This is a genomic window from Phenylobacterium sp. Root1290 (genome assembly GCF_001425305.1).
In the GTDB taxonomy this organism is placed as follows: domain Bacteria; phylum Pseudomonadota; class Alphaproteobacteria; order Caulobacterales; family Caulobacteraceae; genus Phenylobacterium.
In genome coordinates this window covers 266,757-291,562 of sequence record NZ_LMEE01000001.1, presented here as the reverse complement: position 1 = coordinate 291,562, position 24,806 = coordinate 266,757, and the positions used below count along the sequence as shown (strand labels likewise).

26 protein-coding genes and 2 tRNA genes are annotated in these 24,806 nt (G+C 65.1%); 8 read left to right on the top strand and 20 right to left on the bottom strand.

What is annotated here, in order from left to right:
* Window positions 1–34: 34 nt before the first annotated feature.
* From ASC79_RS01410 to ASC79_RS01400, 3 genes are all read right to left on the bottom strand, one after another.
* Window positions 35–1,294 carry a cytochrome P450 gene (locus ASC79_RS01410; protein WP_056018603.1) on the bottom strand — a complete coding sequence of 420 codons (1,260 nt, stop codon included), beginning with the start codon at window positions 1,292–1,294 and terminating at the stop codon, window positions 35–37.
* Between the two features lie 120 nt (window positions 1,295–1,414).
* Window positions 1,415–1,882 carry a nucleoside deaminase gene (locus ASC79_RS01405; RefSeq protein ID WP_056018600.1) on the bottom strand — a complete coding sequence of 156 codons (468 nt, stop codon included), beginning with the start codon at window positions 1,880–1,882 and terminating at the stop codon, window positions 1,415–1,417.
* Between the two features lie 4 nt (window positions 1,883–1,886).
* Window positions 1,887–2,801 (bottom strand): aldo/keto reductase, encoded by a 915-nt coding sequence (locus ASC79_RS01400; protein WP_056018596.1) that lies wholly within the window; start codon window positions 2,799–2,801, stop codon window positions 1,887–1,889.
* A gap of 470 nt (window positions 2,802–3,271) precedes the next feature.
* On the opposite strand from ASC79_RS01400, the gene ASC79_RS01395 reads away from it, so the two are divergent.
* Window positions 3,272–3,808, top strand: a complete 537-nt coding sequence (locus ASC79_RS01395; protein WP_056018594.1) for a sigma-70 family RNA polymerase sigma factor — start codon at window positions 3,272–3,274, stop codon at window positions 3,806–3,808.
* Window positions 3,809–3,881: 73 nt separating this feature from the next.
* The gene (locus ASC79_RS01390; RefSeq protein WP_056018591.1) at window positions 3,882–5,204 is read left to right on the top strand and encodes a hypothetical protein; all 1,323 of its coding nucleotides are present in this window, start codon (window positions 3,882–3,884) and stop codon (window positions 5,202–5,204) included.
* Between the two features lie 4 nt (window positions 5,205–5,208).
* Here ASC79_RS01390 and ASC79_RS01385 read toward each other — a convergent pair whose 3' ends face one another.
* From ASC79_RS01385 to ASC79_RS01340, 10 genes are all read right to left on the bottom strand, one after another.
* A complete protein-coding gene (locus ASC79_RS01385) occupies window positions 5,209–5,790 on the bottom strand; it encodes a hypothetical protein (RefSeq protein WP_056018588.1) in 582 nt (193 codons plus the stop codon).
* A 4-nt stretch (window positions 5,791–5,794) separates the two neighbouring features.
* Complete coding sequence (locus tag ASC79_RS01380) at window positions 5,795–6,514, bottom strand: C39 family peptidase (protein ID WP_056018585.1); 720 nt, start codon at window positions 6,512–6,514, stop codon at window positions 5,795–5,797.
* A gap of 11 nt (window positions 6,515–6,525) precedes the next feature.
* On the bottom strand, window positions 6,526–6,879 hold the full coding sequence (locus tag ASC79_RS01375) for a hypothetical protein (protein ID WP_056018582.1): 354 nt from the start codon (window positions 6,877–6,879) through the stop codon (window positions 6,526–6,528).
* Between the two features lie 130 nt (window positions 6,880–7,009).
* On the bottom strand, window positions 7,010–7,576 hold the full coding sequence (locus tag ASC79_RS01370; protein ID WP_056018579.1) for a hypothetical protein: 567 nt from the start codon (window positions 7,574–7,576) through the stop codon (window positions 7,010–7,012).
* A 136-nt stretch (window positions 7,577–7,712) separates the two neighbouring features.
* Window positions 7,713–7,789, bottom strand: a tRNA-Val gene (locus ASC79_RS01365).
* A gap of 69 nt (window positions 7,790–7,858) precedes the next feature.
* Window positions 7,859–8,131 carry an HU family DNA-binding protein gene (locus ASC79_RS01360; protein ID WP_056018577.1) on the bottom strand — a complete coding sequence of 91 codons (273 nt, stop codon included), beginning with the start codon at window positions 8,129–8,131 and terminating at the stop codon, window positions 7,859–7,861.
* A gap of 159 nt (window positions 8,132–8,290) precedes the next feature.
* Complete coding sequence (gene lon, locus ASC79_RS01355; protein WP_056018574.1) at window positions 8,291–10,690, bottom strand: endopeptidase La; 2,400 nt, start codon at window positions 10,688–10,690, stop codon at window positions 8,291–8,293.
* Window positions 10,691–10,897: 207 nt separating this feature from the next.
* Entirely contained in the window at window positions 10,898–12,340 is a 1,443-nt protein-coding gene (locus ASC79_RS01350; RefSeq protein ID WP_056018572.1) for an amidohydrolase family protein, read from the bottom strand.
* 75 nt (window positions 12,341–12,415) lie between these two features.
* Window positions 12,416–12,979: a hypothetical protein gene (locus ASC79_RS01345; protein WP_056018569.1), complete on the bottom strand. Its 564-nt coding sequence runs from the start codon at window positions 12,977–12,979 to the stop codon at window positions 12,416–12,418.
* Window positions 12,979–13,599 (bottom strand): DUF3011 domain-containing protein, encoded by a 621-nt coding sequence (locus tag ASC79_RS01340; RefSeq protein ID WP_056018566.1) that lies wholly within the window; start codon window positions 13,597–13,599, stop codon window positions 12,979–12,981. The genes ASC79_RS01345 and ASC79_RS01340 overlap by 1 nt, the downstream gene beginning before the upstream one ends.
* 163 nt (window positions 13,600–13,762) lie before the next feature.
* Here ASC79_RS01340 and ASC79_RS01335 point away from each other — a divergent pair, with 163 nt between their 5' ends.
* The gene (locus ASC79_RS01335) at window positions 13,763–14,527 is read left to right on the top strand and encodes an ABC transporter substrate-binding protein (protein ID WP_056018562.1); all 765 of its coding nucleotides are present in this window, start codon (window positions 13,763–13,765) and stop codon (window positions 14,525–14,527) included.
* A 1-nt stretch (window position 14,528) separates the two neighbouring features.
* Here ASC79_RS01335 and ASC79_RS01330 read toward each other — a convergent pair whose 3' ends face one another.
* Window positions 14,529–15,953 (bottom strand): DHA2 family efflux MFS transporter permease subunit, encoded by a 1,425-nt coding sequence (locus ASC79_RS01330; protein ID WP_056018558.1) that lies wholly within the window; start codon window positions 15,951–15,953, stop codon window positions 14,529–14,531.
* Window positions 15,954–16,027: 74 nt separating this feature from the next.
* On the bottom strand, window positions 16,028–17,290 hold the full coding sequence (clpX, locus tag ASC79_RS01325; protein ID WP_056018555.1) for an ATP-dependent Clp protease ATP-binding subunit ClpX: 1,263 nt from the start codon (window positions 17,288–17,290) through the stop codon (window positions 16,028–16,030).
* A gap of 338 nt (window positions 17,291–17,628) precedes the next feature.
* On the opposite strand from clpX, the gene ASC79_RS01320 reads away from it, so the two are divergent.
* The 4 genes from ASC79_RS01320 to ASC79_RS01305 are packed head-to-tail and all read left to right on the top strand — an operon-like array spanning window position 17,629 to window position 19,321.
* Window positions 17,629–18,294, top strand: coding sequence for an HAD-IB family hydrolase (locus tag ASC79_RS01320; protein WP_056018552.1), 666 nt, complete (start codon window positions 17,629–17,631; stop codon window positions 18,292–18,294).
* A gap of 23 nt (window positions 18,295–18,317) precedes the next feature.
* On the top strand, window positions 18,318–18,635 hold the full coding sequence (locus ASC79_RS01315; RefSeq protein ID WP_056018550.1) for a helix-turn-helix domain-containing protein: 318 nt from the start codon (window positions 18,318–18,320) through the stop codon (window positions 18,633–18,635).
* A 48-nt stretch (window positions 18,636–18,683) separates the two neighbouring features.
* A complete protein-coding gene (locus ASC79_RS01310) occupies window positions 18,684–19,028 on the top strand; it encodes a nucleoside triphosphate pyrophosphohydrolase (protein ID WP_162244244.1) in 345 nt (114 codons plus the stop codon).
* Window positions 19,029–19,033: 5 nt separating this feature from the next.
* Complete coding sequence (locus ASC79_RS01305) at window positions 19,034–19,321, top strand: hypothetical protein (RefSeq protein ID WP_056018544.1); 288 nt, start codon at window positions 19,034–19,036, stop codon at window positions 19,319–19,321.
* Here the strand turns inward: ASC79_RS01305 and ASC79_RS01300 are convergent.
* From ASC79_RS01300 to ASC79_RS01285, 4 genes are all read right to left on the bottom strand, one after another.
* Window positions 19,284–19,805 (bottom strand): hypothetical protein, encoded by a 522-nt coding sequence (locus ASC79_RS01300; RefSeq protein ID WP_056018541.1) that lies wholly within the window; start codon window positions 19,803–19,805, stop codon window positions 19,284–19,286. The two genes, ASC79_RS01305 and ASC79_RS01300, sit on opposite strands and share 38 nt — an antisense overlap.
* 6 nt (window positions 19,806–19,811) lie before the next feature.
* Window positions 19,812–20,426, bottom strand: a complete 615-nt coding sequence (locus ASC79_RS01295) for an ATP-dependent Clp protease proteolytic subunit (protein ID WP_056018538.1) — start codon at window positions 20,424–20,426, stop codon at window positions 19,812–19,814.
* A 162-nt stretch (window positions 20,427–20,588) separates the two neighbouring features.
* Window positions 20,589–21,947 (bottom strand): trigger factor, encoded by a 1,359-nt coding sequence (tig, locus tag ASC79_RS01290; protein WP_268795194.1) that lies wholly within the window; start codon window positions 21,945–21,947, stop codon window positions 20,589–20,591.
* A 261-nt stretch (window positions 21,948–22,208) separates the two neighbouring features.
* Window positions 22,209–22,293 (bottom strand) — tRNA-Leu (locus ASC79_RS01285).
* Between the two features lie 96 nt (window positions 22,294–22,389).
* Between ASC79_RS01285 and ASC79_RS20965 the strand changes: the two genes are divergently transcribed.
* The gene (locus ASC79_RS20965; RefSeq protein WP_156378299.1) at window positions 22,390–22,542 is read left to right on the top strand and encodes a hypothetical protein; all 153 of its coding nucleotides are present in this window, start codon (window positions 22,390–22,392) and stop codon (window positions 22,540–22,542) included.
* A 40-nt stretch (window positions 22,543–22,582) separates the two neighbouring features.
* Here ASC79_RS20965 and ASC79_RS01280 read toward each other — a convergent pair whose 3' ends face one another.
* Entirely contained in the window at window positions 22,583–24,709 is a 2,127-nt protein-coding gene (locus ASC79_RS01280; RefSeq protein ID WP_082531885.1) for a TonB-dependent siderophore receptor, read from the bottom strand.
* Between the last annotated feature and the right edge of the window lie 97 nt (window positions 24,710–24,806).

Below are 24,806 nucleotides of genomic sequence, written 5' to 3'. Positions count from 1 at the left end.
TCGCGGCCCAGGGAAAGGGCGCCGTCGCGTCAGGCTAGGCGTGAATGCGCACGGGCAGCGTCTCGTAGCCCTTCACGAAGCTGGAGCGCACGCGTGTGGGTTCTGCGACGACCTCCACATGCTTGAACCGCTTGAGGATTTCCTCCCAGACAATGCGCAGCTGCATCTCGGCGAGGCGATTGCCGACGCAGCGATGGATGCCGAAGCCGAACGACAAGTGCTGGCGGGCCCGATCGCGGTCGATGATGAAGGCGTTGGGGTTCTCGATGACCTCGTCGTCGCGATTGCCAGAGACGTACCACATCACGACCTTGTCGCCCTTGCGGATCTGCTTGCCGCCCAGCTCGATGTCCTGCAGCGCCGTCCGACGCATGTGCGCAAGCGGCGTCTGCCAGCGAATGATCTCCGACACCATCGATGGGATCAGCGCGGGGTTAGCGCGCAGCTTGGCGTACTCGTCGGGGTTCTGGTTCAGCGCTAGCAGTCCGCCGCTGATCGAGTTGCGAGTGGTGTCGTTGCCGCCGACGATCAGCAGGATGATGTTCCCGAGATACTCGTCGGGGCTCATGTTCCGCGTCGCCTCGCCATGCGCGAGCATCGAGATCAGGTCGCCGGTGGGCGGAGCATTGACCCGCTGGTTCCACAGCTCGGTGAAGCTCGCCAGGCACTCCATCAGTTCGGCTTGGCGCGCCTCCTCCGTCTCGCAAAGAGCGCCGGGCATCGGGATGGTGGTCGCCACGTCCGACCAGCGGGTCAGGCGCCGACGGTGCTCGAACGGATAGTCGAAGAGGGTCGCCAGCATCTGTGTCGTCAACTCGATGGACACGCGGTCGACCCAGTCGAAGGTCTCACCGACCGGCAGCTTGTCGAGGATGCGCCCCGCCCGCTCGCGGATGATGGATTCCAGGACCTGCAGGTTAGCCGGCGACACCACGGGGCTGACGGTCTTGCGCTGGACGTCGTGCTTGGGCGGATCCATCGCGATGAAGCTGGGTCGGCGCAGATCGGGGCGCGCATCCCGGATGGTGATGCCTCCCAGCGCCGCCTCGGAGGAGAAGACGCCATGGTTGGTGTCGACGGCCATGATGTCGTTGAACTTGGTGATCGACCAATACGGGCCGAACTCGCTGTCCTTGCACCAGTGGACCGGGTCCTCACGGCGCAACCGTTCGAAGAACGGCCAATGCGTATCTGTGCGGAAGAGGTCGGGATCCCCCGGGTGAAATTCGTCCAGAGGAAGCGAATAGGCCCTGGCCCTCGCCTCGTCGGCCAGTTTCATGGCGCCGTCAGCCATCGCGCGATCTCCCTATGCGATCGACGCCTGGTCGCAGCTACCGCCGGCGCCGTTGGAGGGATGGAAGCCCAATCCGACGGCCGTCACAACAACCCTTTGAATCCAAACTAAGTTCGATTGTCAGGTGATCTGCCGCGCCTTCCAAGCCGCATAGAGCGGTGCGCCCGCCGCGCCGACGGGGTCGTGGCGAATATCTATCGCCTGCTCGGCCAGCGGTTTGGCCATCTGCGCATAGACCGGCGCGGTGGAGAGACCGAAGGGCTCGCCGTCGGCGTTGGAGTAGCAGTATCGGACCGCCCTCACGCCGGTCATGTGCATGGCCGCCAGGCACATCGGGCAAGGCTGGCCGCTGGCGTAGACGACGCAGCCATCCAGCCGCGGCGTCCCGAGCACTTGGGCCGCCTTGCGCATCGCCGACAACTCGGCATGGGCGGTCGGGTCTCCGGTGACGCCGATCTCATTGACGCCCGAAGCAATGACCTCGCCATCCTTGACCAAGACGGCGCCGAACGGCCGCCCGCCTTGCTCGATCACATTGGCCATGGCCAGATTCACGGCCTGGTTCAGAAACTCCGCGTCCGTCGACATGGGGTCACTCCAATCCTTGCGCCTGGCGGATCTGGGCGAGGACCGTAGGCGTCAGCGTGCTGCCGGAGGCGGCCAGGTTCTCGATGAGGTGGGCCATCCTCGTGGTACCCACCACCGCGCAAGATACGTTTTCGTCGGCCAGGACATAGGCGAGCGCAGCCTGGGCCGCGGTCATGTCAGGCAAATCGCCAAGGAACCCGAACAGTGCGCCCTTGGCGATGTCCGACCGGTGGTTCTTCAGCGCCCGCAGCGCGTACCAGACGTCCCTAGGCGCGCGCAGGCGCAGCACCTGGCCGTTCGCATGTCCCATGGCCAGCGCCATGCCCGCCAGAACGCCCTTACCCCTGCTGGACGCCCTGTCGATCAGCCCAGCGCGCTCAGGACGCAGGACGTTGTAGTCGACCATGACGACGTCGAAGCTGGGCAGGCCGATGATGTGCTCGATCACGGCCGGATCGAAGCTGTTGGCCCCGATCGCCCGAACCAGCCCGCGCTGCTTCAAGCCCTCCAGGGCGCCCAGCATCTCGTCGTTCAGTTCAGGGACCGCAGGCCCGTGCAGCTGAAGCAGCGGCAGCGCCTCCATCCCGAGATTTCGCAGGCTGCGCTCGACGCTGGCGACGATGGCGGACGGCCGAAAGTCACGCGCGACTCGGCGACCGTCATGAAAGGTCCCCGCCTTCGTCGCGACGATCACGTCGTGCAACGCCCGGCCCCTCAAGGCGCGGCCAAGTCGCGGCTCGGCCTCGCCGCCCGAGTAGGCTGCTCCGGTGTCGAAGAAGGTCACGCCGTGATCGAGGGCCGCATGAACGAGCGATAGCGCCTGCGCCTCGTCAAAAGCCTTCTTTCCCCACCAGCTGGCGCACCCGAAGCCGATCTCCGAAACGGTAAGCCCGGTCTCGCCAAGGGCACGGTAGCGCATGTCAGTGCCGATTATCCAAGGGTCACGACTCCGCGCCGCGCCATACGGCGCATCCACCCTGGGGTTAGCTGCTTCCAGGCGATGTGCGCAACCCTCGCCCCTAACCCCCGGAAAACGCTCGCCTCATGGACAAGACATCAAAATCAAATTGAACGGAAATATCGACCACATATACGCAATACTCCACAACAGCTTAAGCACACGACATGTAACGCGACTTTAATTCGCCTTAACAAGCGGAACTATACAAACCTCACTTGGCGCCGGGATCTGGACAAAACGAAAGGCTTACCTCAGGTCGAAACCCCACAACACCATCACACGTCTTGAATACGCTCCGATAGGCGAGTAGTAACGCCGTTATCTGACGCAGGGCGCACCGGCCGACACGGCTGCTGGCGCTCAATCTTCGGACAGGGGGAGGAACGGGCAGACAGGGGCAAGAACCCCTGCACAGGAGGGCTGCGCCTATGGCGGACGGATTCCCAAACGATGTCGTGGCTTTGATACCGCTGATGCGCGCTTACGCGATGAGTCTCACTCGGTCCCGCTCAGAGGCCGATGACCTCGTTCAGGACACCTTGGTCAGGGCTTGGCGGTTTCGCGACGCCTATCAGCCCGGGACCAACCTCAAAGCCTGGCTCTACAAGATTCTCCGCAACGTCTTCTATTCTGGACATGCCCGCCGCCAGCTGGTCGTGCAGGATGTCGATGGTCGCCTCACCGCCCAACTGGCGTGCACGCCGTCCCAGGAGTGGCAGGTCCAGTTTGGAGACCTGCTACGATCGCTCGACAGGCTGACCCCCAATACCCGCGACGCGCTGCTGCTCGTCGTAATCGCCGGCCTAAGTTACGAGGAGGCCGCCGAAGTTTGCGGCTGCGCCGTCGGCACATTGAAAAGCCGTGTCAGCCGCGCTCGCGGTCGCCTCGCCGAGCTCCTGGACTATGACCTGGTCCCGCCCCGACGGCATTCCACACGCGATGACTCGCAGATGACCTACGCCTAGGGCGTGAACTCCCGAGCCCAGCCTGGCGTTACTGTCGCGGCTATTGGGGCCCTAACCGTTCGGATCCGTGCAGATGACCAGAACAAACGGCCTGACCCGCCCGCTCTGTCGCCTGACCCTGGTTGGGGCCGTCGTGATCGCCTTCATGGGGGCGACGCCCGCCTTCGCCCAGGAAGACATTTCGGACAAGCTGCAACGCATCGAGGCGATGCTCGCCGATCAATCCGCCCGGCTGAGCGCGCAGGAACGCAAGCTGGCGGAACAGTCCGCGCTCATTCAACGACAGGAGACGGAGCTGAAAACGCTTCGGGCGTCCCGGGACGACGGCTTGGCCGACATCCGTGCCGGACGCGCCCTGGCGCAACAGCAGCCCGGAGGGCTCAATCCGCCGCTTGGGCCGGCGACCACCACCACGGCCGCGAGCCAACTACCGCAACAGCCGGTCGGCGAGGCGCCCTCCCCCACCACTACCGAGCAAAAGGCCCGGGAGGTCGCTGCAATCCCCGAACGGCTGGGCGTACTGACGCCTGAGGGCCGATTCGTGTTCGATCCGACCATCGAATACGTGCGCACAGGCTCCAACCGCCTGACGTTCCGCGGCGTCGAGATCGTGCCGGGGATCAACCTTGGGCTCATCGAGGCGGGCGATGCCGACCGCGACTCCGTGATCGGGTCCCTCGCTGCGCGGTATGGCCTGACCGACCGCCTCGAGATCGAGGCCCGCATCCCCTACGTCTACCGCCACGACCGCATTACCACCGTCGCCGCGGCCGACCAGGCGCTCACCCGCACGCTTGAGCTCGACGCCAACGACATCGGCGATGTCGAAGTATCGGGCCGCTACCAACTGAACAGCGGGAATGACGGTTGGCCGATCTTCGTCGCCGGCCTGAGGGTCAAGTCAGACACCGGCGTCGGCCCCTATGACGTCGAGTTCGACAAGTTCGCGGTGGCCCAGGGCCTGGCGACCGGCTCCGGGTTCTGGGCGACGGAATTGGGCGTAACCATGCTCTACCCAAGCGACCCGGCCGTGATCTACGGCGGGCTCAGCTACCTGCACAGCTTTGGGCGGGGCATCAACAAGCAGATCAGCGAGAACCTTATCGTCGGCAATGTGGACCCAGGCGATGGCCTGAGCGCCAGCATCGGCTTTGGCCTGGCGCTGAACCCCAAGTTCTCAGTCTCATTCGGCTACTCGCATCACTACATCTTCCCGACCGATACCGAGCTGAACGGCGTGACGCAGAGTTCGAACAGCCTGTCGATCGGCGCGCTGCAGATGAGTCTGTCCTACCGCCTCAACCAGCGCTTCACCTTGATCAACAGCTTCGAGTTCGGGGTCACCAGCGACGCCCCGGACATGCGGCTCACCGTCCGCGTGCCCTACACATTCTAGCGCCTCATCGGAGCGCGGCGTCCCGCAGGGCCACGTTCGCAGCGTCGAGCATGCGCAGGTTCGCGCGGTCCTGAATGGCAGCCTGCTGGAACTGCGAGAGTTCGGGGATCGCCAGATCGACACGCATCTCCTGCCGGATGTCCCGGTTGTTTGCTGTGTTGACCACGATATTCGCCAGGCGGCCTGACGACAGGTCGTGCAGCACGGCAGTGGATCCTCCATCACCCGGCACGATGAGGCCCGGCAGCACGGCCGCGCCGTCCTGCAACGCAATCCCTCCCCCGCCGGCCTGCGCCGCCGCGGAGGGGAGCGACTGGGTCTGCATCGCACCCTGATCGGTCCAGACGAGCTGCGTCTCAAGCACCAGGGCGCCGTCGATATAGGTGCGAACCGAGGCGCCAAAGCCGACCTCCAGCCCGGTGGGCAGTTGCAGCCCCCCCCGCTCGGCCGCCAGTTCCTCATCGGTCAGCGGCACGGCGACGACCGCACCGAATTCGCCGGCCAGCGCTTCACTGGCGGCCGCAACGCCTGGAATGGTTACGGCGAAGCTCAGGAACAGCGCGGCGAAGAAAGAAGCGTAGGACATTGTCCTAGAAGCCGGCCGCGGGCCGGTTCTCCCAAACCACCTGATAGAGCGGCGGCAGTTGCAGCGTGAAGGCTGCCAGCGATTCATCGGTCAGCGGCTGTCCCAATGGCGCGGTGGTGGTGCTAGCCCACTCGTGTTCGGTGTTGTAGAGCCCGCGGCCCGGACCATCGTTGATGCCAAATACGATGCCGTTCCAGATCTTCTCGAAGTCCGTCTTGCGATAGGACTTCAGTCCAAGAGCTGGGTCGCCGACCAAGACCCGTCCTGCGCCCGCCCCCTTGATGACGACGAAGTGCTTGTAGTCGCCGACCGTGATCACGGCGATCGACGGCGATGTGCGCCTCGTCAGGGCGTCTGCGTTGATCCGGTAGCCGTCGGCCTTGTAGCCCTTCGCCTCGAGATAACGCTTCATGTCGAGGAGCGAGAAGCCAACCTTCTGGATCTTGGTCTGGTCGCCGCCCGCGTACATGGCCTTGAAGATGTCGGCCTCGGTGACATCGACCCCGTAGTGGTAGCGTAACAGCGTCGCCAAGGCGGCCGAACCGCAGCTGTAGTCGTACTGCTGACGAACCACGGTCTGGAACGGCATGTCGCGGAAAGTCGTGACGCGATCGAGGGCATAGAGGGCGCCGCCGTCGCTGAAAGCGATTTGCCCGGCCGCCGGCGTCGCGGCAAGGAAGGCGCCGATCAATGTCGGCAGGATGTAACGCTCCCGATACCGCATGGCAAAGCGCCTTACGGCCCGCCCAAGGTGGCAATGTTGACGCTGATCACGCCCTGCAGATTGTTGTTGTTGCCGGTGTTGACGACGAAATTCCCGATGCCGGAGTAGGCTCCAGCTGAGAATTCCACGTTGCCGTTGACGACCTGATTGGCGTCGACCGAGCCCGAATTGCTCGCCGTGAGCTGCTGGTTCGAAAGGGCCTCGACGACCACGCCCTCGCCGGCGCTGATCGCGCCAAGTTCAGCCTCGTCGATCGGAGCGGCCGCCTCTTCGCCAAGCGTCGCATGGGGCGTTGTGATCGCCGGCGCCGGCTGTGCGGCGCGCGTGTCCTCGGCTGCAGCGAGGCTCGCCGAAGCCAGTGCCATCGAAGCGATTGCGGCTCCTAGAAGCCGGCTGGCATTCCTCGTGGACATCGCTCCCTCCTAATCCCCAACGCTGCTCACCTGAAGCGAACAGGGCCGGCGCCCGGAGCCGCCGGCCCTGGAACGATCAAACTTACGGAGCGCCGAAGCTGATGTTGGCGTTCGCCGAAAGCGACGTGGCCGCTTGGCCCAGCGAGTTCACGCCGGTGTTGGCGTTAGCGGTTTGGATGCCGCCGAACGCCGCGCCGTCAAACGACGCGTTGCCGGTCACGATATCGCCGTTACCAGCCGTCGCGCCGGTCGAAACCGGGGCGCCCGTGACCGTCCCGGCGAGCGTCTGAGTGGACACTGCGCTGTAGGTCGAGGTGGTGGAATTGTCCGAATTGTCCGAATTGTCGGAGTTGTCCGAGTTGTTCGAATTGTCGGTCGTCGAGCTGTTCGAATTGTCCGAGTTATTCGAGTTGTCGGAGTTGTCCGAATTATCGGAGTTGTTTGAGTTATCCGAATTGTTCGAATTGTCCGTCGTGGAGTTATTCGAAGCGTCGGTGGTGGAGTTGTTCGAGGCGTCGGTCGTGTTTTGCGTCACCGTCGCGGTCGAAGCGTTGTCTGTCGTTGTGTTGTCGACTTGCGCGAGAGCCATGGAGCTCATGCCAAGGCCGATCACGAGCGCCGCAGCCGATGTAAGGAGCTTGGTCTTCATTAGGTCACCCTCCCAGGGTCGCTAGAAACTGGAGGCGCCTTGTCCTCCGGCCCCCAGAACCGTCGGGGTGTCGGAGAGTTCGGATCACATGACCGTGAGACCGAATTGGGTGGACCCGTTGTCGGTCGCATTGAGGTGGTGGGCGGCGAGGGGTTCGAACCCCCGACCCCCTGGGTGTAAACCAGGTGCTCTGACCAGCTGAGCTAGCCGCCCTCATAGAATCGAAAAAGGGCGACCCCCACATCAGGGGGCCGCCCTAAAGCGTAACCGTTGTGACGGTTCTTAGTTCAGCGAGCCCTTGAGGCCTTCGCCGACGCGGAAACGCGCCGTCTTCGAGGCAGGGCGGCTGACCGTCTCGCCAGTGCGCGGATTGCGCGCGGTACCGGCCGCACGGGTGACCGGCACGAAGCTGCCGAAACCAACGAGTCGGACTTCTTGGCCCGCCTTCAGCGACGCGGTGACGCTGTCGATGAACGCTTCCAGAGCGTCCTTCGCCTGCGCCTTGTTGAGGCCCGCCTTGTCGGCGATCGCCGTGACGAGTTCGGCCTTGGTCATTTCTTGTCTCTCCCAGCCCGTTATCTCAAACCGCGAACCCCTCGCGGAAGCGCGAGGCTGCTTCGCGTTGCGCGATTATGGCGGTCGATTCTCGCCCGTCAAACAAAGGCGGCGCGGGAAACCCCCGCGCCGCCTGGATTCATCGCCTTTTTCCACCGTTTAGTGGGTGATCATGGCCTCGTCAGCGCCGTCATCAGCTGCAACCGATACCGCCGGTTGGTCGGCGGGGTTCCATTCGATCGGCGCAAGGGGCTGAATCAGCGCCCGGGCCAGGACTTCATCGACGTTGGACACCGGTACGATCTCCAGGGCCGACTTCACGTTGTCGGGGATATCGGCCAGATCCTTCACGTTTTCCTGCGGGATCAGCACGGTCTTGACGCCGGAGCGCAGGGCCGCAAGCAGCTTCTCCTTCAGGCCGCCGATGGCCGTCACCCGACCCCGCAATGTGACCTCGCCGGTCATGGCGATGTCCTTGCGGATCGGAATGCCGGTCAGCACCGAGACGATCGCCGTAGCCATCGCCGCGCCGGCGGACGGACCGTCCTTGGGCGTGGCCCCATCCGGCACGTGGATGTGCACGTCGGTCTTCTCGAAAACCGGCGGCTCGATGCCGAAGTGGGTGGCCCGGCTGCGGACATAGGAGTTCGCCGCCGCGATGGACTCCTTCATCACGTCCTTCAGGTTGCCCGTGATGGACATGCGGCCCTTACCCGGCATCTTGACCGCTTCGATGGTCAGGATGTCGCCGCCGAACTCGGTGTAGGCCAGGCCAGTGATGATCCCGACCTGATCTTCCGCGTCGGTCTCGCCATAGCGGTACTTGCGAACGCCCGCGTACTTGGCCAGCCGCTCCTCGTCGATCGTGATCGACTTGGTGTCTTCACGGCCCAGATCCCGAACCGTCTTACGCGCCAGGTTGCCCAGTTCCCGCTCCAGCGAACGGACGCCGGCTTCCCGGGTGTAGTAGCGGATCAGATCGCGGATGGTCTCGTCCGGAACGATGAACTCTTCCGGCTTCAGGCCATGGTCCTTGGTCTGCTTGGGCAGGACGTGCCGCTTGGCGATCTCCACCTTCTCGTCCTCGGTGTAGCCGGGGATGCGGATGATCTCCATGCGGTCCAGCAGCGGCTGGGGCATGTTCAGGCTGTTGGCCGTGGTGACGAACATCACCGGCGACAGATCGTAGTCGACCTCCAGGTAGTGGTCGCCGAAGGTCGAGTTCTGCGCCGGATCCAGCACTTCAAGCAGGGCCGAGGCCGGATCGCCACGGTAGTCCGAGCCCATCTTGTCGATCTCGTCGAGCAGGAAGAACGCGTTGGTGGACTTCGCCTTCTTCATCGACTGGATGATCTTGCCAGGCATCGAACCGATATAGGTCCGCCGATGACCGCGGATCTCGGCCTCGTCGCGCACGCCGCCCAGAGACACGCGCACGAACTCACGCCCGGTCGCCTCCGCGATCGACTTGCCCAGCGAGGTCTTACCCACGCCCGGAGGACCGACGAGGCAGAGGATCGGCCCCTTCAGCGAACCGACGCGCGCCTGCACGGCCAGGTACTCCAAGATCCGCTCCTTGACCTTCTCCAGGCCGAAGTGATCGCGGTTCAGGACTTCCTCTGCCTTGGCCAGGTCGATGGTCTTGGCCTTGGACTTGCCCCACGGAATCGAGAGCAGCCAGTCGAGATAGTTCCGCACGACGGTCGATTCCGCCGACATCGGACTCATGTTGCGCAGCTTCTTCAGCTCGCCCTCAGCCTTGGTGCGGGCCTCCTTGGAGAGCTTGGTCTTCTTGATGCGCTTTTCGAGCTCGAGCAGCTCATCGCGCTGATCGTCCTGCTCGCCCAGCTCGCGCTGGATCGCCTTCATCTGCTCGTTGAGATAGTACTCGCGCTGGGTCTTCTCCATCTGCCGCTTCACGCGGTTCCGGATCTTCTTCTCGGTCTGCATGACCGAAATCTCGCCCTCCATCAGGGCGTAGACCTTCTCCAGACGCTTCACGACGTTGAAGATCTCAAGCAGGCTCTGCTTCTCGGCGATCTTCACCGAGAGATGCGAGGCGATGCGGTCGGCCAGTTCGCCGGGCGCGTCGACCTGCGGCATTGAGGCCAGAGCCTCCGGCGGGACCTTCTTGTTCAGTTTGACGTAGTTCTCGAACTGCTCGACGACCGCGCGCGACAGCGCCTCCGCCTCGGGCGAGGCGGCGCCGTCTTCAGAGATGAAGGCGATCTCGGCTTCGTAGAACTCTTCTTGCGCGGTGAAACGGGAAATGCCGGCGCGCGCCTTGCCTTCGACCAGCACCTTCACGGTGCCGTCGGGAAGCTTCAGCAGCTGCAGAACCGTGGCGACGACCCCGACGTCATAGATGGCCTCGGGCGACGGATCGTCGTCGTCCTTGTCCTTTTGGGTCGCCAGAAGGATCTGCTTGCCTTCGCCCCGCATCGCCTCTTCGAGCGCGCGTACGGATTTCTCCCGGCCCACGAAGAGCGGCACCGGTTGATGCGGGAAAACAACGATGTCCCGCAGCGGTAGAATGGGAAGGGTCTTAATCTCGGACATGATGCGTTCTTAAACTCCTGCCGGCCTGTTGGGGGATCAGGCTCGGCCCCCGGACCGCGGTCACTTCAGACGATGCGTCTGAGTCGGACGGCCCGTCCGCCTTTGAAGGCGGCTTCTTGGTTCATTTATGTGGACGCTTCCGCCCATCATTCAAGCGCAGCCGCAATTGTGCGCACCGATCCATCTAGGAAAGGTGATGATCGATACTCAAGCGCCACCAGACCGCTCGGCGGACTTTGCGACGCTTTTCAGCATTTCATCCAAGGCCTGGCGGTCGAAATATTGGCCCTTCAGCACCACGCCGCCGATTGATCGCGTTGCGGCGATATCGCTCAGAGGGTTGCGGTCCAGTATGAGGATGTCGGCCGCCTTCCCAGCGGCCAAGGCGCCATAGCGGTCCCCATGGCCCAGGAAACGCGGCCCATTGATCACCGAGGCCTGCAGCGCGTGCAGCGGCGACAAGCCTGCATCCACATAGATCTGCAGTTCATCATGCAGCCCGATCCCCGGATAGTTGAACGAGTTGAGGAAGCCCGCATCGGTCCCCGCCAGGATCGAGACCCCGGCGTTCTGCAGCATGGGAACTAGCGAGGCGTTCTTCTCATACACGGCATGGCGACGCACGATCGCCGCCGCATCGTCCTTGGCCGCCCGCTCCACTCGCCAGGCGTAGGTCGCCTGCAGGCCCTTCCCGATATAGGCGAGGTACGGATCGTTCTTGTGGTCGTCCTGGTCGAGATAGGCGGTCGCACGGCTGCCGTTCAAGGTCGGCGAGACATAGGTCCCGCGCGCGGCCAGCCGTCGGAAGCCGGCCATGGCGGTCGCCTCGTCGAAGGAGGCCAGCGTTTGCGCCGTCGCCTGCGCGCCGGTGATCTTTCCGTCCGCCACCTCGGCCGCGATCTGCGCCTCCTGCGGCGAACCCAGGCGCAGCGCATAGCCCATGTGCTCGATCGAGCTCAGCCCCGCCTCACTGGCGGTGTCCACGGTGATCGCCGCCGGAATGTGGGCCGAGGTGATCAGCCCCCGCGCCTTGGCCCGCTTCACGGTGTAGACGAAGAGCTGCGGCGTCAGGGTGTTTTCGGTGATCTTGACGAAATCGACCTTCAGCCCCTGGAGCTTGTCCAGCGCGGCGTCGGCCTCGGCCTCCGATCCGACTTCCAGCGTCCCCTTCCAGATCGGCTTCAGCCCTTCGATCTTCGGACCGGACGAGAAGATCGTCGGCCCCATCAGGGCGCCCGAAGCGACCTCCCCTCTCCAGGCCAGCACATGTTCGGGCAAGTCGCCTGAAGCGTCTCGGACGGTGGTGACGCCGTGCGCCACGTAGAGCGGCAGCAAAGCCTTGTTCTCATCGATCAACTCAGGTCCGCCGCCAAAGTGGACGTGATTGTCCCAGAGCCCGGGCATCACGAACTTGCCTTTTGCGTCGACTGTCCGCGTGGCGGTGAACGCGGCTTTGGCCTTGGCGGTGGGCTGGACAGCGACGATCGTGTCGCCCTTGACTGCTACGGCCGCGCCCTTGTCCAGCTTGCCAGTGGCCACGTCGATGACCGTGGCGTCGAGGATCAGCAGGTCCACCGCCTCGGTCGCGTGGGCGGCGGCGCCCATCGACAGGGCGATCGCAAGTGACGTGGTGAGAGTGACGCTACGCATAGTGGCCTTCCAACAGAACAGCAGGCGTCCTGTTAGCTGCTCAAGCCGCCCGCGTCCTCGACATATCGTCGCGCGTCAACCGGCCTTGGGGCCGTACATGAAGGCGCCGCAGAGATCGGCTTCCGCGGTGGCTTCGCTCGGCGGCGCGACGCTCTTGAAGGCGATCACGAACAGCGCCGGGGATCCGCCGACATCGACGCCTTCGTGCGTCACCAGATAGGTCGTGGCCACGCCTTTGCCGCAGAACCCGCCGTTGCGCGCCTTGCCCGGATCCTCCCGCGTCACCTTCAGCACCTGAAGCTCAGCGGTGTCGGCGACGTTGATCAAGCTGGCGAAGGTGGCCTTCGTCGAGGCATAGGGCGCCGCCCCTTTGAGCCGCCCCTCCCCGCCGACGCTGTACGCCTGCCCTTGGGCGAAGGTCAGCTCACCGGCCGCGGCCGTCATGCCCCCGGTCACCCCGAGCGCTGTGTTGCTGATCGCGTCGAATTCGCCTTCGGGCGCCGTCGCGGGTACGACCACTGGCGCTGGCTCAGCGGCAGGTGCGGCCGCGGGCTCGCTTGGCGGAGCCGCCGGCTTGCGATCACAACCCGCCTGCAGCATCAGCATGGCGCCCAGCGCCATGGCGATACGCCCGCGCATCAGTTCAACTCCACATTGGCGTACCGGCCGTCGTAGTCGCAATTGAAGCTGTAGGTGACGCTGCGCGGCCCGACGTCCGCGGCGACATAGCCCTGCACCGAATAGCCCCGGCCCTGCGGCTGGGCAGAGGTGATCCGGTCGATCCTCACCCGGGTCCCGTAGCGTGACGCCTGGTTCATCGCCTCGTTCGAGCAGCTGTCGACCGCCTGGCGCGAGTCGCCGGAGGTCCCGCCGCTGTTGTTGTCCTTGGAATTTGCCGCCAGGGCTCCAAGCAGCAGCCCCCCCAGCAGCAAGCCGCCGACGACCGCCGCGGTGTTGTCCTTGTCCTTCTTGCCGCCATTGCCGCCGCCATAGCGGTCCTCGACCCGGAAGCGCCCTCGGCATCCACGATCGACCCACACGCCGCGGCCGTCCCAGCCCCAGGTCTGGTTCTCGATGCACTGGCCGCTGTTGTTGCTGTACTGGTAGTCCAGCCAAACGCGCCCGCCCGAATTCACCGGGCAGTAGTTGCGGCCATAGCCGGATGACGAGCAATCGATGAAGGAGTCGGCATACGCGGGCGTCACGGGCGCGGACCAAAGTCCGAGCACCGACGCTGTGATCATCAAGCCGACACGCATCAACGACCTCCGGTGACTGTCCAGCGTCACCCTAACGCCAACAACCTTCCGTTGAGAATAGCCCTTGTCATCGAGCGACAATGGAATTCTCATCCAGAGCTTGAGCTAGGAGGGCGGATCCAAAATGCGACGCAGCTTGGTGACTGGCGTAATCCTTGGGTTGATGATCGCTGCTCCAGCGGCGGCCGATACACTGGATGACGCGACGAAGCGGGGCTCACTGCGGATCTGCGTCGTCGAGGGCGCTCCCTACGCCATCAAGACACCCACCGGACGCTGGATCGGGCACGAGATCGACATAGGCCAGCGCCTGGCCACCGACTTCGGTCTCTCCCCTGAGTTCGTCTCGGTCTCGTACGCCGACATGATGGAGCGCCTGAATAAGGGCGATTGCGACTTGATCGCCGCCTCGCTGGCCATCGAGCCTGACCGTCTGCGGCAAGCCTGGTTCACGACGCCGTATAGCGAGAGCGAGGTGACCATCGTCGCCGCGCGCAAAGGCCCCGTGCATACGGCCGACCTCGACAAGGCCGGCGTCGTCGTCGGCGCGGTAGCGGGCGCCCCGGCCGTACTGCTCGCGAAGTCGAAGCTGCCCGCCGCCACGATCGAGGTCTTCCCCGATCTGCTCGCCGCTGAGCGGGCCCTGGACGGCGGCGCCATCGCCGGCCTGGCTCACAAGGCGCCGATCCCGCGCCTCGTGGCGGTGAAGGCGCCAGAAAAGTACGCCGTCGTTGAAGGCGAGCCGCTCGCCCGGACAGCCGACGCCTTCGCCGTCCGCAAGGGCGATGCGGATCTGCTCAACACGCTCAATGGCTGGGTCGAGGCCCGAAAGCGCGACGGCTTCATCCCTCGGACCAACACCTACTGGCTAGCTACGCTGGATTGGATGGACCGTCTCAAGCCTCGCGCCGCCTCGGCCAAGAAGTAGGCTAGGGCTTAGGCGCGGATCCCATGGCCAGCGCGCCGATGAGGCCCGCCGCTGCGGCCGCAAACGCCGCCGCCAGCATCGCGCCTTGATACCCCAGCGTCATGGCCTCTGCTCCCGCCGCGCTGGGCGCAAGGACGAACCCCGCCAGGGCCACCGCAAGCAGGCCTCCGATCCTGGCCGTGGCGTTGTTCACGCCTGAAGCTGCTCCCTCATAGGCGCTGGGGACGGCGCCCAGAACCGCGTCCGTGAGCGGCGCCACGGCGACGCCCATCCCCAGGGCCAGCAGAGTCAGCCCTGGGAACACACCGGTCCAATAGGCCCCGTCGTGAGCGCTCCAAGCCAAACCCGCAAAGCCCGCGGCCGCGAGCAACGGGCCAATGGTCAGCATGGCCCGAACGCCTATCCGCGCGGACAGCGCCCCCGAAAGCGGCGACAGCACCGCCAGGCCGATCGACAGCGGCAGCAGCGCCGCGCCTGCGGCCGTGGCTGGATAGTGGTGCACGCGGATCAGCTGGAACGGCAGCAGGAAGAGCGCCCCGCCAAACGCCGCGTAGAGCAGCAGCGTCAGTCCGTTGGCGCCTGAGAAGGCGCGGCTTTTGAAGAGGCCCAGCGGGACCATCGGGCTCTCCGCGTGACGCTCTACCCATAGGAAGGCCCCGACCAGCAACAGACCTGCCACGCCCAGCGCCCAGACCCCCGCCGACATTCCCACGCTTGAGGCCTGGGTGAGGCTCCAGGTGAAGGCTGTTAGTCCCAGCGTCGCGCAGATCGCTCCGGCCCAATCGACCGATCCCGCCGCCGGAACTCGGCTCTCCCGCGCTCCGGCCAGGATGAGCCAGACCGCCAGCGCCGCGAGGGGGAGATTGATCAGGAACACCGCGCGCCATGACACGGCGTCCGTCAGCCAACCGCCCAGCACGGGGCCGATCGCGCTCATCAGGCCGCTGGCCCCGGCCCAGACGCCGACCGCTCGCCCCCTGCCCTTCTCGTCGAAAGAGGCGCCCAACAGGGCGAGGCTGGCCGGCACCAGCAGCGCCGCGCCGATCCCCTGGACAGCGCGGGCGATGATCAGCAGCTCGAGACTGGGCGCGGCTCCACAGAGCGCAGAGGCCGCCGAGAACAGCACGACGCCGACCACGAACACGCGCCGCCGGCCATATCGGTCCGCCGCTGCGCCGCCCGCCAGCACCAGCGCGCCCAGCATCAAGGCGTAGGCGTTCATGATCCACTGTGCTCCGGCGGCGTCGCCGCCGAGTTGCTGCTGGATGACGGGCAGCGTCAGATTGACCGCAGAGCCGTCGATGAAGGCCAGGCTGGAGCCCAGGACCGTGCCCGCCAGCACAAGCCTGCCGTCGGCCGGCTCAGCGCAAGGCGCGGTGGTTTCGACCACGCCGCGATCGCACGGTGAGAGCACGCCATGGGTCATGGCCGCCTCCAAACGAAAAGGGCCCCGCGGCGCATGTCCGCGGGGCCCCTGATCATTCGTCGCTCACCTAGGTCCTAGGCGGCGCCGCCCTTGTCGCGGCGCTCGGCGTAGATGACCAGCGGCTGAGCGCGGCCCTCGACCACCTCGGCGTTGACCACGACTTCCTCGACGCCGTCATAGGTCGGCAGCTCGTACATGGTGTCGAGCAGGATGCCTTCCAGGATCGAGCGCAGGCCCCGCGCGCCGGTCTTGCGCTGAATAGCCTTGCGGGCAACGGCCGTCAGCGCATCGTCGGTGAAGGTCAGGCCGACGTTCTCCATGTCGAACAGGCGCTGGTACTGCTTCACGAAGGCGTTCTTCGGCTCGGTGAGGATCTTCACCAGGGCGGCCTCGTCGAGGTCGTCCAGGGTGGCGATCACCGGCAGACGGCCGATGAACTCGGGGATCAGGCCGAAGCGCAGCAGGTCGTCCGGTTCGACCTGACGGAAGATCTGGCCGGTGCGGCGGTCGTCCGGGTCCGACACCTTGGCGCCGAAGCCGATCGAGGTGCCTTGGCCGCGGGCCGAGATGATCTTTTCCAGGCCGGCGAAGGCGCCGCCGCAGATGAACAGGATGTTGGTCGTATCGACCTGCAGGAATTCCTGCTGGGGATGCTTGCGGCCGCCCTGGGGCGGCACGGACGCGACCGTGCCTTCCATGATCTTGAGCAGCGCCTGCTGGACGCCCTCGCCCGACACGTCGCGGGTGATCGAAGGGTTGTCCGACTTGCGGCTGATCTTATCGACTTCGTCGATGTAGACGATGCCGCGCTGGGCGCGCTCGACGTTGTAGTCGGCGGCCTGGAGCAGCTTCAGGATGATGTTCTCGACATCCTCACCGACATAGCCGGCTTCGGTCAGGGTCGTCGCGTCGGCCACCGTGAACGGAACATCGATGATTCGAGCCAGGGTCTGGGCCAGCAGGGTCTTGCCGGTACCGGTCGGACCGATGAGCAGGATGTTGGCCTTGCCCAGTTCGACGTCGTTGTTCTTCGTCGCGTGGTTCAGGCGCTTGTAGTGGTTGTGGACGGCAACCGAGAGCACCTTCTTGGCGTGGTCCTGGCCGATCACGTAATCGTCGAGGACTTCGCGGATTTCCTTCGGAGTCGGAACGCCGTCCTTCGACTTCACGAAGGAAATCTTGTGCTCTTCGCGGATGATATCCATGCACAGCTCGACGCATTCATCACAGATGAACACGGTCGGGCCCGCGATAAGCTTGCGGACCTCATGCTGGCTCTTGCCGCAGAAAGAGCAATACAGCGTGCTCTTGGAGTCTCCGCTCGCGGCCTTGGTCATGCTCTTTTCTCACTCTCTCGACAACGCTGACCGGAGTCTTCGCCGTCATCGGCCCGGAGGCGTCCCTGACGCCATCAGTGCAGGATACGTGCCCGGGGTTGTCTAATCCTTGACATTCCCCGATCCGAGCCACGATCACAAGCCTCTGACATACTTCAGTGACAATTGGCGGCGGGGCGCCCGATGGCGGGCATGTCCGAATCCCTAGATGGGATTGTGATTAAATGGCGCAAGTGAGACGCCCTGACGCGCAAAAGCCCCTCCCATGACGGCAGGCTCGGCGCCAGGCGCCTTTCCTTGAGTTGACACGCGCGAGCGCGCAGCGTGTTGGGGGATAGATGGCTAAGCGACAACTGCGGCGCATCGGCGGCGCGCAGGTGGAATCCTTGGACGAGCAGATTGAAGACGCGGGCGTGGTCGCCTTCGACTTTGACGGCACCTTGACCACCCACGACAGCTACACAGCCTTCCTGAAGTGGCGGGCCGGGCCAACGCGTTACAATGTCGGCCTCGCCAAACTGCTGCCGGCCGCCGCGTCATATCTGGCGCACCGCAATCGCGGTCGCATCAAGGCCGCCGCCACACGCGAGTTCCTTGCCGGCGTCTCACGCGAGCGTCTGGAAGCCGACGCCAGAGCGTTCGCCGAGCTTATGGCTCCGCGAATGCTGCGGCCGGATGCGTTGCGCACCTGGCGCCGGTGGGGCCAGCGCCGCGCCAAGCTGGTGATCGTCACGGCTTCTCCCGAGATCGTGGTCGCCCCCTTTGCTCGCGGGCTGGGCGCGGACATGCTGATCGGAACGGAATTGGTCTTCGACTCCCGCGACCGCGTCACAGGTGCCTTCGATGGCCCCAACTGCCGCGGCCCGGAAAAGGTGCGCCGCCTGCAGCAGGCCTTCGGGCCCGACGTGCGGTTGCGCGCGGCCTATGGCGATACCAGCGGAGATCGTGAGATGCTCGCGATCGCAGACGAACCCGGCTACCGGGTCTTCCAGGAGAAGCCCTGAATCCGCCGCCCCAGGAGGGCCCTATGACCCACGTCGTCTCCGGCGCTCAGATCGCCGCCGCACGCGCCCTGACCGGCGTCAGCCAGGCCAAGCTGGCCACGCGTTCCGGCCTCGACCTGGACACCCTGCGCCAACTGGAAGCGAGCGGCCACGGGCCGCTGGACGTCACAGCTGAGGTCGAGCACGTCCTGCACGCCCTCGACACCCTCGGCGTTCTGTTCATCGACGATGGCGACGGCTTCGGCGCCGGCGTTCGCCTCAAGTTCAGCCGCAAGCAAGCCCAGGCCATTGGCGCTTGGGAGGACGAGGGCGGGATCGTCGGCGACGACGACGTTCCTTAGGCGATGCGGTTCCGTGTCCAGAAGCTGATCCGCGACCGCCTGCCGGCGATGATGCGCGCCGACGGGCTCGCCGTCTTCGAGCGGCAGCTGAACGCCTCCGAATTTGCCGACGCGCTGCGGGACAAGTTGATCGAAGAGGCTCACGAAGCCAGGGAGGCCACGTCGCCGGCAGAGCTGACAGGAGAGCTGGCCGACGTCCTTGAGGTCATCCACGCCATGGCGAAGGCTCATGGTCTGTCGATGGAGGACGTCGAAGACAGGCGCGTCGCCAAACGCCACGAACGCGGCGGCTTTGATGGCCGGGTCTTCAATGCTGCGGTCGAGGCCCCTGTCGGTCTTCCTGCGGCGGACTACTATCTCGCCAGGCCGGAGCAATATCCGCGCGAGGACTAAAGCGCATGAAGCACGCTGGCGACCAAGCCCTCGACCGCCTCGAGCCGCTGCTCGACGAGCTTAGAGCCCTGCCCGGCATGGTCGAGAAGAAGCGAGGTGTCTTCTACCGGAAGTCCAAGGCCTTCCTGCACTTCCACGAGGATCCGAAGGGCCTGTTCGCCGACATCCGCGACGACGCCGGACAGGACTTTGATCGGTTCGACGTCACGGCCGAGCCGGGACGCGCGGCTCTGCTGGCGGCAACCAAAGCCCGCCTTACGGCCTGGCAGCCCACGGCTCCACCTGGCCTATGATCGTCAGCGGCCGGTCGGTCCGCACCGCATCGAGCACGCCGCCGGATATTTCCTCATTGGTCAGCCAGCGCGACCCGTCGCCCGTAACCTGGAACCCCAGCACCACCTGACGCAGTTGGCACCCTTGCAGACCCTCCGCGACGGCGGCCGCTGTCGCGAGCCTTTGCGGATGGGCCGGATCGGCCGTGGCGCTGCCCAACACCTGGAACATCCGTCCCCTCACCTGCTCCGCCAGCAGACGCGGCGCCGCGATCCTCAGGGTGTGAAACCAGGCGATGGCCAGATCGATCGGCCCATTGCGCTCCACCGCCACCTCAAGGGCGCGGCTGAACGCGGCCGCGTCGTGATAGTCGCAGTCAATCCCGCCCGGGTGCTGCGAGGCATGGCGCGACAAAAGCGAAAGGCGCCCGCCGTCGCCGGCGAGCGCCTCCACAAGTCCTGAGAGCATGCCGGTCCCGCCCACGACGAGCGCGTGGCGCGGCACGGGTTCTTAGTCTTCCGCGCGACGCTCGATCACGTGGTCGACCAGGCCCCACTCCTTGGCCTCTTCCGGGGTCATGAAGGTGTCGCGGTCGAGCTTTTCCTCGACCTCTTCATAGGTGCGGCCGGTGTGCTTGGCGTAGATTTCGTTCAGGCGACGCTTGGTCTTGATGATGTCCTCGGCGTGGCGCTCGATGTCCGAGGCCTTGCCCGAGTAACCGCCCGACGGCTGGTGCACCATGATGCGGCTGTTGGGCAGCGCGATACGCTGGTCCTTCTCACCGGCCATCAGCAGGAACGAGCCCATCGACGCGGCCATGCCCATGCACAGGGTCACGACCGGCGAGCGGATGTACTGCATGGTGTCGTAGATCGCGAGACCGGACGTCACCACTCCGCCAGGGGAGTTGATGTACATCTGGATCTCTTTTTTCGGGTTCTCGGCTTCGAGATACAGCAGCTGGGCGCAGATCAGCGCCGACATGCCGTCCTCGACCGGACCGTTGAGGAAGATCACGCGTTCCTTCAGCAGGCGCGAGAAGATGTCGAAGGCGCGCTCGCCGCGGCTGGTTTGCTCCACCACCATGGGAACGAGGTTCAGCGCGGTGATCTGCGGGTCACGCATAAAAGGAAGCCTCTCTGAATGGATCGACTCTGCGCGCAGAGCCGCGTTCCCCACCGATATCGCGTGGCGGAGGGGCCAGCGCAAGGTGACCGATAGTCCTAAAGAAAATCCCTCCCGTTTCCGGGAGGGATTTCTGCGTCCGCCTTAAAGGGAGACCGGCGTTTAGGCGCCGTAGCCTTCCGGCATGTCGTCTTCCTTCAGGAGGTCGTCCTTGGAGACCTTCTCGTCCGTCACGGTGGCCTTGTCGACGATCAGGTCGACGACCTTGTCCTCGAAGATCGGCGCGCGCAGCTGAGCCTGCATGCCCGCGTTCTGGCGGAACATGTCGAAGATCTGCTGGGCTTGCGGGCCGTAGCGCATGGCTTCCTGACGCATCGCGTCCAGCAGCTCCTGCTCGGTGACCTGGACGTTGTTGACGCGGCCGATCTCGGCCAGCACCAGACCCAGGCGCACGCGGCGCTCGGCGATCTTGCGGTACTCGGTCTGCAGCTGGTCGTCCGACTTCTCGGCGTCTTCCGGCGGCAGGCCGCCACGTTCCTTGTCGGCCTGGACCTGCTGCCAGATCGCATTGAACTCGGCTTCCACCATCTTCGGCGGCAGCGGGAAGTCGTGCTTTTCGTCCAGCACGTCCAACAGGGCGCGCTTCAGCTTGAAGCGCGAGGCGCCGGCATACTGCGACTCCAGGTTCTGCTTCAGCAGCTCCTTGAGCTTCTCCAGGTTTTCGACGCCCAGACGCTCGGCCAGAGCGTCGTCGGCCTTGCCGTCGACCGGCGCGCGAACTTCCTTCACCGTGGTGGTGAACTCGGCGTCCTTGCCGGCCAGATTGGCGGCTTGGTAGTCGGCCGGGAAAGCCACCTTCACGATCACTTCGTCGCCCGGCTTGGCGCCGACCAGTTGTTCTTCAAAGCCCGGGATGAACTGGCCCGAACCGAGCACCAGCTCCGAATCTTCGGCGGTGCCGCCTTGGAAGGCTTCACCATCGATGCGGCCGACGAAGTCGATCAGCAGCTGGTCGCCGTCCTTGGACTTCAGCGACTTGCCGGTCCGCGGCTCGTAGGTGCGGCTTTGCTTGGCCAGCTCGTCCAGCGCCTCGTCGACTTCCGTCTCGGTGGGCTCATAGACCGGCCGGGTCAGGGCGATCTTGGTCAGGTCCGTCGGCTCGAAGTCCGGCATGATCTCGACGGCGATTTCGTACGAGAGGTCGGCCTTGCCGTCGATCACCTGGGCGATGTCGCCTTCCGGCTTCAGGTCCGGCTCGCCCGCGGGGCGCAGCTTGTTGTCTTCCAGCACCTTCTGGGTGGTCTCCGAGATGGTCTGCTCGACCACTTCGGCCATCAAGGCCTTGCCATGCAGGCGGCGGACGTGCGCCGCGGGCACCTTGCCCGGGCGGAAGCCCTTGATGTTGAGCTGCGGCGTGATCTCGACGATCCGCGCCTCGAGCCGTTCGTTGAGGTCCGCAACCGGGACGGTCACGCCATAAACGCGGCTCAGGCCTTCGCCAGACTTTTCAACGATCTGCATCGACATTCTCGAATTCCGGAGTGCGGCGCGGGCTCGCGCCGGCAGGTCCGCCCTAGGGGTGAAAAGGTTGTCGCCGCCGAATGAAGCGGCGGCGAGCGGGCGCTCTTATGTCATTTCGCACGCGCCAGTCCAAGAGCAAAGACAGCCAACGCCCCCAGCGGCCAAAGCCCGGACAAGCTTTACGCCGCGCTGCGCCCGCAGCCGGCAGCTCCTGAAGTCTGGGCCGTCCGCGCGATATGCGGACGGACCGCCTCGGGGAGATGGTGCGGGCGAGAGGACTCGAACCTCCACGCCTTGCGGCGCTGGAACCTAAATCCAGTGCGTCTACCAGTTCCGCCACACCCGCGTTCCGGTCGCGGCTTTAGGTGACTAGGGGGGCGGAAGCAACCCGGAACATCCAAGGCTCCGCTCGTGTTGAGGCCTGTGTCACCGGAGCTGGATCATGGAAACAATCAGAGAGCAACGCACCGTGCGCGAGACGACCGGCCGCAGCACGGAGCACGCCGTCCTGTTCGTACTGCTGCTGGCTTTCTCAGGCCTCTTCGCCGGATTTTCGATCGCGACATTCGTCGGGATGCTGGCGGGCATGGGCTGACAACCTCGCGTTCACCGGGACCGCGAGGCCGCCCGTCTGCTTAGTAAGCGGCGCGCAGCGACAGCATGACGCTGCGCGGCTCGCCGTAGTAGTTGCCGCGGCCGACGCCGCTGATCCGCGCATAGTAGGTCGTGTCGAACAGGTTGTTGACCGAGAGACGCAGGGTCATCTGGTCGTTCACGCGATAGCCGAGATTGACGTTGGCCACGGCGTAGGCCGGCTGGCGGACCGAGATGGGCGGCGTGCCGCCGATCATCTCGCCATAGACGCTCACCGCGGCCCCGACGTCGAAGCCCTTCAACATGCCGTCCGTGAACCTGTAGTTCGTATACAGCTTGCCGCTGTGCTCGGGGCTGACAAGGGTGAAGGGCTTGCCGCCGTTGGCGGCGTCCTTCTCATATTCGTTCTTGTTGTAGGCGTAGCCGGCGCTGAGGCTCCAGTTGTCGCTGATACGGCCGGTGGCCTCGAGTTCCAGGCCCTTGGAGACCACCTCGCCCGTGGCGATGAAGAAACCCTCATGGTCGGGGTCGGCCTGGGCGCGATTGACCTGATTGATCCGATAGATGGCGGCCGACAGCAACAGCCGGTTGCCCAGAACCTCGCCCTTCACCCCGGCCTCGTACTGGCGGCCGACGATCGGATCGAGGAACTCGCCGTCCACGGTGCGTGAGCTCTGGGGCGTGAAACTGTCGGCGTAGCTGGCGTAGATCGACCAGTTTTCGCTGACGTCCTGCACAATCCCTACGTAGGGCGTGAATTCGTGCTCGACCTCGTAGGTGCTCCAGGCGCCGAAGGTCCAGGGCTGGGGCGGATTGGTCGGGGTCGCTCGCGTGCCGCCCGAGCGGCTGGAATTCTCGTACCAGCTGAAGCGGCCGCCCAGCACAACCGCGGTGCCGTCGAACGGGCGCAGGCGGGCGTTTGCGTAGACGCCGTACTGCTCGACGTCCTGCTGCCCGCCGCCATTGGGCTTGTAGTCGGGCTCGGGGACGTTGGTCACCGGATTGAACACGTCGATCCGTGCGAACGAGCTGTGGCGCCATTCGACGTACTTGTTCGTATAGGTCTGATAGTCGGCGCCGATCAGCAGGTCATGGCTGCGGCCGAGCAGGTTCACAGGCCCGCCAACGTTCACGTCAAAGCTGTTCCGGCGCGTGAAGTTCTCGCCCCAGTAGGCAATCTGGTTGGTCCAGCCGTTGGTGGGCGTGACCGCGCCGTTGCCAACGTAGGCGTACTTGTCCATCCGGTCCTGCTGACCAGTCTGAACGGTGGCCCGCAGGCGCCAGTCGTCGCCCAGGTCGTGAGCCAGTTCGACGAACGCCACGGTGTCCTTGGTCTGGAAGCGGTTCCAGTCGGCGCCGAGGAAGGTGGAGCGCCGGACCTTGAGCAGGCCGCCAGTGGTGTAGCCCGGCAGGCCGGTCTGGTTAGCGGGCTGGAAGTCCTGATAGTGCGCGCCGAGCGTCAGCGTGGTCCGCGGCGTCAGGTCATAGGCCAGGGCGCCGTAAAGAATGGCGCGGCTCTTGTGCGCCACGTCGTAGAACATGTCCTGGTCCTGGTAGGACGCCACCAGGCGCCCGCGCAGCCGGCCCTCCTGGGCCAGCGGGCCGGAGACGTCGCCCTCGATCCGGTAGTTGCTCCACGAGCCGACCAGGGCAGCGCCTGAGGCCTGGAACTCCGCCGTCGGCCGTTTGCGCACCAGATTTATGCTGCCGGCCGGGCTGGCGGTGCCGCTGTAGAGGCTGGCCGCGCCGCGCAGGACTTCGACCCGCTCGTAGATCGCCAAGTCCGGCGTCGAACCCGGATAGCCGATCCCCGCCACGCCATCGATCAGATAGGCGTCGATCGAGAAGCCGCGCGACAGGAAGGACGGACTCTCGGGCGAAATGCCGGTGGTGGTGATGCCTGGGGCCTGGGCCATCAGGTCTTCCAGGGTGAAGAGGTTCTGTTCCTCGATCCGCTCACGGCCGACAACGGTCACCGTCTGCGGGATTTCCTTGATCGGCGTGGCGGCCTTGGCGCCGGCCGCAGTGTCCTTGGCGCCGACGAGGACCAGTTCGGACACGGTGTGCGCGGCCTCATCGGCCTCGGCGCGCGCCTCGCCCGCCGCCAGGCTCGCAGCCAACACTCCCGCGCCGACTATGGCGCGGTTGAAACGTCCAAACTGTTGCATTGCACAATCCCCGAGAAAGTTGCGCTGGCTCTACTCGGAGTCATATGCGGTTGCAAATCATTTGCATCTAAGGGCTTGAGCCCTCCTCGATGCGAAC